This is a genomic window from bacterium (assembly GCA_026708055.1).
Classification (GTDB): Bacteria; Actinomycetota; Acidimicrobiia; order Acidimicrobiales; family CATQHL01; genus VXNF01.
Window position 1 is genome coordinate 1 of record JAPOVS010000007.1, and the last position, 7597, is coordinate 7597.

The 7597-nt window shown below is 69.1% G+C and carries 8 protein-coding genes and 1 pseudogene; 6 read left to right on the forward strand and 3 right to left on the reverse strand.

Features of this window, described 5'->3' with window-relative positions; translation table 11 throughout:
* The 4 genes from OXG55_00370 to OXG55_00385 form a co-directional block, all read left to right on the forward strand.
* The coding region (locus OXG55_00370) for a hypothetical protein (protein ID MCY4101711.1) at positions 1-297 on the forward strand (297 nt) is incomplete at its 5' end.
* On the forward strand, positions 290-1357 hold the full coding sequence (locus OXG55_00375) for a C-terminal binding protein (GenBank protein ID MCY4101712.1): 1068 nt from the start codon (positions 290-292) through the stop codon (positions 1355-1357). The genes OXG55_00370 and OXG55_00375, both read left to right, overlap by 8 nt.
* A 13-nt stretch (positions 1358-1370) precedes the next feature.
* Positions 1371-2561 (forward strand): sn-glycerol-3-phosphate ABC transporter ATP-binding protein UgpC, encoded by a 1191-nt coding sequence (gene ugpC / locus OXG55_00380; protein MCY4101713.1) that lies wholly within the window; start codon positions 1371-1373, stop codon positions 2559-2561.
* A 278-nt stretch (positions 2562-2839) separates the two neighbouring features.
* Positions 2840-4084 carry a branched-chain amino acid ABC transporter substrate-binding protein gene (locus OXG55_00385; GenBank protein MCY4101714.1) on the forward strand — a complete coding sequence of 415 codons (1245 nt, stop codon included), beginning with the start codon at positions 2840-2842 and terminating at the stop codon, positions 4082-4084.
* Between the two features lie 62 nt (positions 4085-4146).
* Here OXG55_00385 and OXG55_00390 read toward each other — a convergent pair whose 3' ends face one another.
* The 3 genes and pseudogenes from OXG55_00390 to OXG55_00400 all read right to left on the reverse strand — a co-directional run bounded on the left by OXG55_00390 (position 4147) and on the right by OXG55_00400 (position 5189).
* On the reverse strand, positions 4147-4407 hold the full coding sequence (locus OXG55_00390; GenBank protein MCY4101715.1) for a type II toxin-antitoxin system YafQ family toxin: 261 nt from the start codon (positions 4405-4407) through the stop codon (positions 4147-4149).
* 9 nt (positions 4408-4416) lie between these two features.
* Entirely contained in the window at positions 4417-4674 is a 258-nt protein-coding gene (locus tag OXG55_00395) for a type II toxin-antitoxin system RelB/DinJ family antitoxin (GenBank protein ID MCY4101716.1), read from the reverse strand.
* Positions 4675-4748: 74 nt separating this feature from the next.
* Positions 4749-5189, reverse strand: a pseudogene (locus tag OXG55_00400) (epoxide hydrolase).
* A gap of 308 nt (positions 5190-5497) precedes the next feature.
* Between OXG55_00400 and dcm the strand changes: the two are divergent.
* Complete coding sequence (dcm, locus tag OXG55_00405; protein MCY4101717.1) at positions 5498-6649, forward strand: DNA (cytosine-5-)-methyltransferase; 1152 nt, start codon at positions 5498-5500, stop codon at positions 6647-6649.
* Positions 6646-7401: a restriction endonuclease gene (locus tag OXG55_00410; protein MCY4101718.1), complete on the forward strand. Its 756-nt coding sequence runs from the start codon at positions 6646-6648 to the stop codon at positions 7399-7401. Before dcm ends, OXG55_00410 begins: the two co-directional genes overlap by 4 nt.
* Positions 7402-7597 lie beyond the last annotated feature (196 nt).

The following is a 7597-nucleotide window of genomic DNA, read 5'->3' on the forward strand; positions in this document are numbered from 1 at the left end:
CGCGGGCGGCCCGGCCGGTTCGTCGAGCCGATCTTCGTGCGCCGCCGCCGCGGGGAGTACCTGTTCGCGCTGGTCAACACCGAGCAGCCGATGCGCAACATCCCCATCGAGGTCGGCCTGCCTGCGGGCATCTCGCTGCGGGGTGCCTCACTCATCGACCCCGCGGCTGCCCCCATCGGGGAGGTTCCCACGTCCTGGGTTCCCGGCAGCGAGCGGACCGCCATCGTGGGCGTGGAGGAGTTGCAGGAGTTCGCCGTGGTGGTCGTGCGCCTGGAACTCGACGAGGCCGATGGCTGACGGATCCACCGCAGCGGGCTCGACGTCCGGGGGAACCGTGGTCGTCGCAGGTGCCTCCTTTCCCAGCCTCGACACCGAGCGCTCGTTCCTGGAGCCGCTGGGCTGCACCATCGTCGACAAGCGCTTCGCCGCCGACGAGGAGGTGCTGGAGGTGTGCCGGGAAGCAGTGGCGGTGATGACCGACTACTTCGTCTGCGACGCGGCGCGCATCGCCGCCTTCGAGCGCTGCAAGGTGATCTGCCAGTACGGCGCCGGCCTGAACCAGGTGGACGTGGCGGCGGCCACGGCCGCGGGCATCTACGTCACCCACACCCCCGACTACTGCAGCGAGGAGCTCGGCGACCACACGATGGCGCTGATCCTTGCCTCGATGCGGCGCATCGTGCGCTTCGACCGGAACATCCGGGCCGGACGCTGGGACTACAACGACGGCATGCCGATGCGCCGCCTGGCGGACTGCACCCTCGGGCTCGTGGGCTTCGGCAGGGCGGCGCGGGCGGTGGCGGTGCGTGCCCGGGGGTTCGGCATGACGGTCATCGCGCACGATCCGCTCGTCGATGACGCCACCTTCGCCGCCGCCGGCGTGACGCGTGCCGCCGAGCTCGCCGACCTGCTGGCTGCCGCCGAGGTGGTCAGCGTCCACGTCCCGCTGGTGCAGTCCACGCGCCACCTCATCGGCGCCGAGGAGCTGGCCCTGCTGCGCGACGGGGCGTTCCTCGTGAACACCTCCCGCGGCGGGGTCATCGATCAGCGGGCGCTGGCTGCCGAACTGGCCACCGGGCGCCTGGGCGGGGTCGGCCTCGACGTGCTCGAGCAGGAGCCGCCGGCCGCCGACGAGCCACTCCTGTCGTGCGAGGACGCCGTGTTGACGCCGCACACCGCGTTCCTGTCGGTCGAGTCGCTGGAACTCGTGCAGACCCGCGCCGGCGCCGAGGTGGCACGCGTGCTCACCGGCGAGGCGCCGGTCTACGGCGTGAACGTCGCGGGCGTGCGCGACGGCCGGACCGGCGACGGAGCAGCAGGCCCCGACGATGTGGCTCTATTCTGGCGAGAGAACTGATCTGGAGAACGCAATGGGCGCAATCACTCTCGATAACTGCACGAAGGTGTATCCCAACGGGGTACGGGCCGTGGACGACCTGTCGTTGCAGATCAACGATGGCGAGTTCATGGTGCTCGTGGGCCCGTCGGGCTGCGGCAAGTCCACGATGCTGCGGATGATTGCCGGTCTGGAGGAGGTCACCGAGGGGACGATCACCATCGGTGACCGCGACGTGACCGACCTGGCGCCTCCCGAGCGGGACATTGCCATGGTGTTCCAGAACTACGCCCTCTACCCGCACATGTCGGTGCGGGAGAATCTCGGCTTCGGGCTGCGCATGCGCAAGGTCTCCAAGGCTCAGCGCGCCGAGCAGGTGGACGCCGTGGCGCGCACGCTCGGCCTCGGCGAATTGTTGGATCGCAAGCCGGCTGCGCTCTCGGGCGGGCAGCGCCAGCGGGTGGCGATGGGGCGCGCCATGGTCCGCGAGCCGGCGGCGTTCCTGATGGACGAGCCGCTCTCGAACCTCGACGCCAAGCTGCGGGTGGCGATGCGCTCGGAGCTGGTGCGCCTGCACGCCCGCCTGCAGACCACGTCGCTGTTCGTGACCCACGACCAGACCGAGGCGATGACGTTGGGCCAGCGGGTGGCGGTACTGCGCGACGGGGTGCTGCAGCAGTGCGACACCCCCCAGCACCTCTTCAGCAACCCCGTGAACCTGTTCGTCGGCGCATTCATCGGCTCGCCGAGCATGAACTTCGTGGAGGCCGCGGTCGCCGGCGACGGCGTCGTGTTCCCCGGCCTGCAGATGCCGCTGCCGGAGGGTTCGCCGCTGGTCGGCCAGGAACGGTCCGTGATCGTGGGCATCCGGCCGACCGATTTCGCGCACTCCGACGACGCCGCCGACGATCTGCCGCGCATGCGCGTAGTGCCTTCGGTGGTGGAGGAGCTCGGCGCGGAGACCTACCTCGTGTTTACCATCGACGCTCCCCGCGTCGACACCGACGCCACCCGCGCGGCCGCGGACGCCGAGCGCACCGACGAGATGACGCTGCTGGCCGACGAGGAGGGCGCCACCTTCACCGCCCGCATCGACCCGCGCCGCTCACCCCGCCCCGGAACACCCGTCGAACTCGCCGTCGACAGCCAGCGCGTCCACTTCTTCGACCCCGAGACCGGCGACGCCATCCGCGCCGCCCAGGAGACTGCTGAGCAATGCTCCTGACGCCCCGACACGTCATTCCGGCGAAGGCCGCAATCCAGGACCTGGCCACCCGACCGCCGCTGCCCGTGGATTACTCTGCACACTCCTAGCCGGCTGCGTCCCGGTCCGCTTCGAGTCCGCTGTCGGGGGCCGATGGGTAGGCTTGGACGCCGGTGCCGCCGAGCCGACCGGGCGCAGTGGGGTTCATGGGCCACGTCCGGCGGTCACCGAGCTGCTGGAGGGACGTGATGGGCGGTTTGAGCGCAGGGAGACGGAGCCCCTCGAGAGCCTCGGGAGCGGTGGCGGTTGCGGCGGCCGTGGCCATCCTGGCCGCGGCCTGCGGCGGCGATGACGGCGACGCCGGCGGGGCGGCCCTCGGTGACGGCTCGCTGGGCGTCGTGGACGTGGCGCCGGGGCAATCCATCGAGGTTCGTTCGCTGCTGGCGATATCCGATGTCGGTTCGGGCCCGTCCAGCGAGCGGATGGTGCGGATGGCCGTCGCCGACTACGGGCCGATCCACGGGTTCGAGGTGAACGTGGAGGCGCTGGACGACGGCTGCTCGCCGGCCGGCGGTGAGGCCGCAGGGGCCGCCATCGCCGCCGACGCGTCGGTCGTGGGCGTCGTCGGGACCACCTGCTCGGTGGCCGCCGTCACCGCGGTGCCGCTGGTGACCGGTGCGGGCATGGCCATGGTCTCGCCGTCCAACACGTCGCCGCTGCTGACCTCCGACGGCGCCGGCTCGCCCGGCCCGCACCGGTACGAGGGCTACTACCGCACGTCCGGCAACGACCTGCACCAGGGCGCCGCGGTGGCCCGCTTCCTCTACTCCCAGCGGGGCGTCACCGCGGCGGCTGCGGTGCACACCGGCGACGCCTACACCCAGAGCCTGGCCGAGGCGTTCATCGCCACCTTCGAGCGGCTCGGCGGCCGCATCACCGGTGTCGGGGAGTTCGCCGACGACCAGACCGACGTGGCACCCACGCTGGAGGCCTTGGCTGCCGGCGGGCCTCAGGGGTTGTTCATGTCGGTCTCGCTGACGGTGGGGACCGCCATCGTGGAGCGGATCGGCGAGGTGCCGGGCCTGGCCGGCGTGCCGCTGGTGGCCAACGAAGGGCTGCTGGACGTGGCCTTCATGAGCGTGCCGCAGACCGCCGGCATCTTCTTCGCCGGCCCCGACGTGCGCTTCGGCGACAACACCAACCAAGGCACGGGGGTCTCGGCCGCCGACCTGGCGGTCCGTTATCGGGAGGCCCACGGCGCCGACCCCGACGGCGCTTTCTGGGGGCACGCGTACGACGCCGCCGTGCTGCTGCTGGAGGCGATCGCGGCGGCCTCGGCCCGCGACGGCGACAGCCTGCGCATCGACCGGGCCGGCGTGCGGGAGTACCTCAGCGGGCTCGTCGCCTACCAGGGCGTCATCGGTCCGATCACCTGCGACGCCTGGGGCGACTGCGGCTCCCAGCGCAACGACATCGTGGAGCACACCGACCCGTCCGACATCGCCGCCACGCGGACCAACGTCGTCTTCGAATACGAACCGTAACCGCCGGAGATTCGCCTCCGAAGCCCCCCGAACCGCGCCGCAGATCGCAGAGGCGCCCTCCCTCAGTCGAATAGGTCGGCATGGGTACCGGTCCTTACCAGGATCAGAGAGTCGCGTTCTTGGCGCCAGATCAACAGCCAGTCCGGCCGGATGTGGCATTCCCAGCAGTCGGGCCAGTCGCCGGACAGGCGGTGTGGCCGTCGACGCGGATCGAGCGGCTGCCCCGACGCAAGCTGCTCCACGACGGCCCAGAGTTCATCGAGATCCCTCCCTCGTCTCGCAGTCCGCCGGACATCCCTCTTGAACTGCGACGTTGTGAGCAGGCGCACGGCTCAGTCGAGTTCGGCGCGAAGGGTCTCCAGGTCGGCGTGCACCGTGAGGCTCTCACCGTCGCAGGCGTCCCGCAGTGCCTCGACAGTCTCGGCATTCGGAAGCCGCACGGCGAATGGCAGGCCGCCGTGCAGGGTGACCTGCCTGTAGAAGAGCGTGATTGCTTCGGTCGTCGTCAGCCCGAGTTCCGAGAAGCACTGTTCGGCGTGATGCTTCAATTCCGGTTCGACGCGGGCGCGGACCGTTGCGGTCTTGGCCATGGGACCTCCTCGTCGTGGTACAGAGTGTACCTCATTCGGGCCACACAACAGACTCGGGTGCCAATTCCCGGTGCTGCGGAGCCCCGACCGCTGAAGCCGTAGCCGGGCAGCGACGGGCACACGACGTGGAAGGCGTCCGACGACGGAGCCCCGTGGGCCACAGGGTCGGTCAGCGGCCCGATGACCTTGGCGAACTCCACCACCGAGCCCGGCCAGCCGTGGGTGATGATCAGCAGGACGGCATCGGGCTCGGGAGAGCGCACATGGATGAAGTGCACGTCCAGGCCGTCCACCTTCGCGATGAACTGATCGAACCGGTTGAGCGCCCGCTCGCGGGCCCGCCAGTCGTATGCGTCGGCCCAGTAGTCGCAAACCTCCCGCAGGTAGGCCAGCGGGATCCCCTGGGACCAGTCGTCCACCGTCTCGGCCTCGGGCCAGCGCGTGCGCCGCAAGCGGTCCTTCAGATCCTCGAGGACCTCGTCATCGACGGCGATCTCGAACGGTTCGATGTGCATCGCGCGACGGTACGCCGTCAACGCCTGCGCGGGCGCGCATTGTCTCTTGGCCGTCGCCTCGCTCCGCGCTCTGCGAGCCCTCGAGGACGTTCAATGACTCGGGCACGGGAGTCCGGTCGTGCGGGTCGATCGGAAGATCCGGTCTCCGAGCACTGCATGGTGACTCGATGTCACACCCCGTGTGCAATCTCGTTCGTATGCGAGACCGACCCAGCGGTTGCGCCGGACGCGAGGTGCAACCCAAACTCGCCCTCGGATTGACCCCGAGGATGCGCGCCCGCCCCTTGAGCCCGCGCAAGACTGGCGAGGTGGAACTGGGTGCCGCCGTCTCGCTGTTTTCGGGCGCGGGAGGCCTCGACCTGGGTGCCGAGCAGGCCGGCTTTCGCGTCACGGTTGCCGTCGATCGGGACGATGACTCCGCCGACACGATGGAGAAGAACGCGTCGGAACACTTCCGCGGGCTGCGTGAGGTGGTGCGTGCCGATCTCGCGCCCTTGGCTGTCGATCATGACCGGGGGATCACGACGGCTGAGATCCTTGAAGCTGGAGGCTTCGGCCGCAGAGACCGTCCGGATCTGCTCATCGGCGGGCCTCCCTGCGTGGCCTTCTCCAAGTCCGGCTTCTGGCTCGAGTGGAAGCGGCACGGGGCCGACCCCGCCGCTGGGCTTCTCCAGGCGTACACGAGGGTGCTGGCTGAGGCCCGGCCCCGGTACTTCATCTGCGAGAACGTGTACGCGCTCACTTTCCGGAACAGGGCGAGTGCTCCCGCGTTCAGGCGCCTTCTGCAGGAGATCGAAGCGGCTGGCTACCGCTATCGATGGAGGGTCCTCAACGCCGCTGACTACGGCGTGCCCCAACTCCGCCCCCGGCTGTTCATCGTCGGCGCCCGAAAGGACGAAGTGCTGCCCGAGTTCCCCGAACCGACGCACCACGGCTCCTGGGAACGGCGTCGGACCGGTGGCGGCCCACTCCCTCATGTGACCGCTGCCGAGGCCTTCAGCGGTCTCGTCACGGAGCCGGAACGGGAGGAGACCGTCCGGGGCAAGTGGGCGCACCTGCTCCCGGAGGTTCCGCCCGGCGGCAACTATCTCCACTTCACCGCCCGGCGCGGGCATCCCGATCCCGTCTTCGAGTGGCGCGCCCGGTACTGGTCGTTCCTGTTGAAATTGGACCCTGACCGCCCCTCGCCCACGATCCAGGCTCAGCCTGGGCCGAACGTGGGCCCCTTCCACTGGGAGAACCGCCGGCTGCGGGTCCCCGAGTTGCGGCGGCTCTTCACGTTTCCCGATGACTTCGCGTTCGTGGGCAAGCGAGCGTCGGTGCAATCCCAGATCGGCAATGCGGTTCCCCCTCTTCTCGCACGCCGGGTTGCCGAAGCGGTCGCTCGCGGCGGGCCGCTCGGAGAGCGATCACTCGGTGACGTGCGTCGGGATTCGTCCGACGGGGTCAGCGCCGGATGAACTCGCCACTGGAGTGGATTCGCGAACAGATCGAGGGGTGGGAGCAGTCGGCCGTCGGCCTCTTCCGCGAGCGCGGAGCTAACGAGGGGTGGCCGCTGTACGCCGACGGACCAGCAGATCTGAAGGAGCGTCTGCTTGAACGGGGCCATCTCCTGCCGCTTCCAACCGAACCCGCCGCTCTCGCGAACCTGCTGGAGATCGAACTTCGAGAACACCTGCTTGCTGCTGCCAGAGCGACAGACGGTCTGGCCGTCCGCCTCGGAACGGAGCGCTCGTATCCGGATGTCGAAATCAGCGGTCCTGCTTTCGGCGGCGACTACTTCGCGGCCGACATCAAGTGCGCCCGACGGGCAAGGTCGGGGCACTCGTTGCAGAGCAGCATCGCGTTGTACACAGGCAACACGTACTTCTTGTGGCCGCAATTGAAGTTCTCGGGAATCTTGAGACCCTATGGCGACTATGCCAGCCATTTGGTCATCGTCGTGATCTACGACTTTCACTCGGACCGTCCGGAACGAATCAGCAACCTACGACTCGTCGCCCACGAGTCGTGGCAAATCGCTTCGACGAAGCGTGCGTCCGCCACTCGCGAGTACATCGGCTCGGTGCGCAGACTCGAAGAACTCATCGATGGGCGCGGTGAGTTCGACTCGCAAGAGGCTTTCGAGGCGTATTGGAGAGCGCCGGCGCGCAACTGGAAGAAGTCGCCCGAAGCGGAGAAACTCCTGCGACGGGCACTCGACACGGGTTAGGCCGCTCGTCGCCTCCTGCCTCGACGACCGGTCGTCGGAATCTGGGCCGGTGATTCTGTGTCGAGTGCGGGGGATCAGAACGGGGACGTTTCGCCGCTGGGGACTCCGATGTCGAACGTGTCCATCAACTGCGCCAGGAGCGTGTAGTAGCCGACGAGCGTGACGAGTTCCATGATGCCGTCGAGTCCGAGGGCCT

Coding starts and splice junctions, on each gene's coding strand:
- OXG55_00375 (MCY4101712.1), top strand. CDS start 290: ATGGCTGACGGATCCACCGCAGCGGGCTCGACGTCCGGGGGAACCGTG.
- ugpC (MCY4101713.1), top strand. CDS start 1,371: ATGGGCGCAATCACTCTCGATAACTGCACGAAGGTGTATCCCAACGGG.
- OXG55_00395 (MCY4101716.1), bottom strand. CDS start 4,674: ATGGCCAAGACCGCAACGGTCCGCGCCCGCGTCGAACCGGAATTGAAG.
- OXG55_00410 (MCY4101718.1), top strand. CDS start 6,646: ATGAACTCGCCACTGGAGTGGATTCGCGAACAGATCGAGGGGTGGGAG.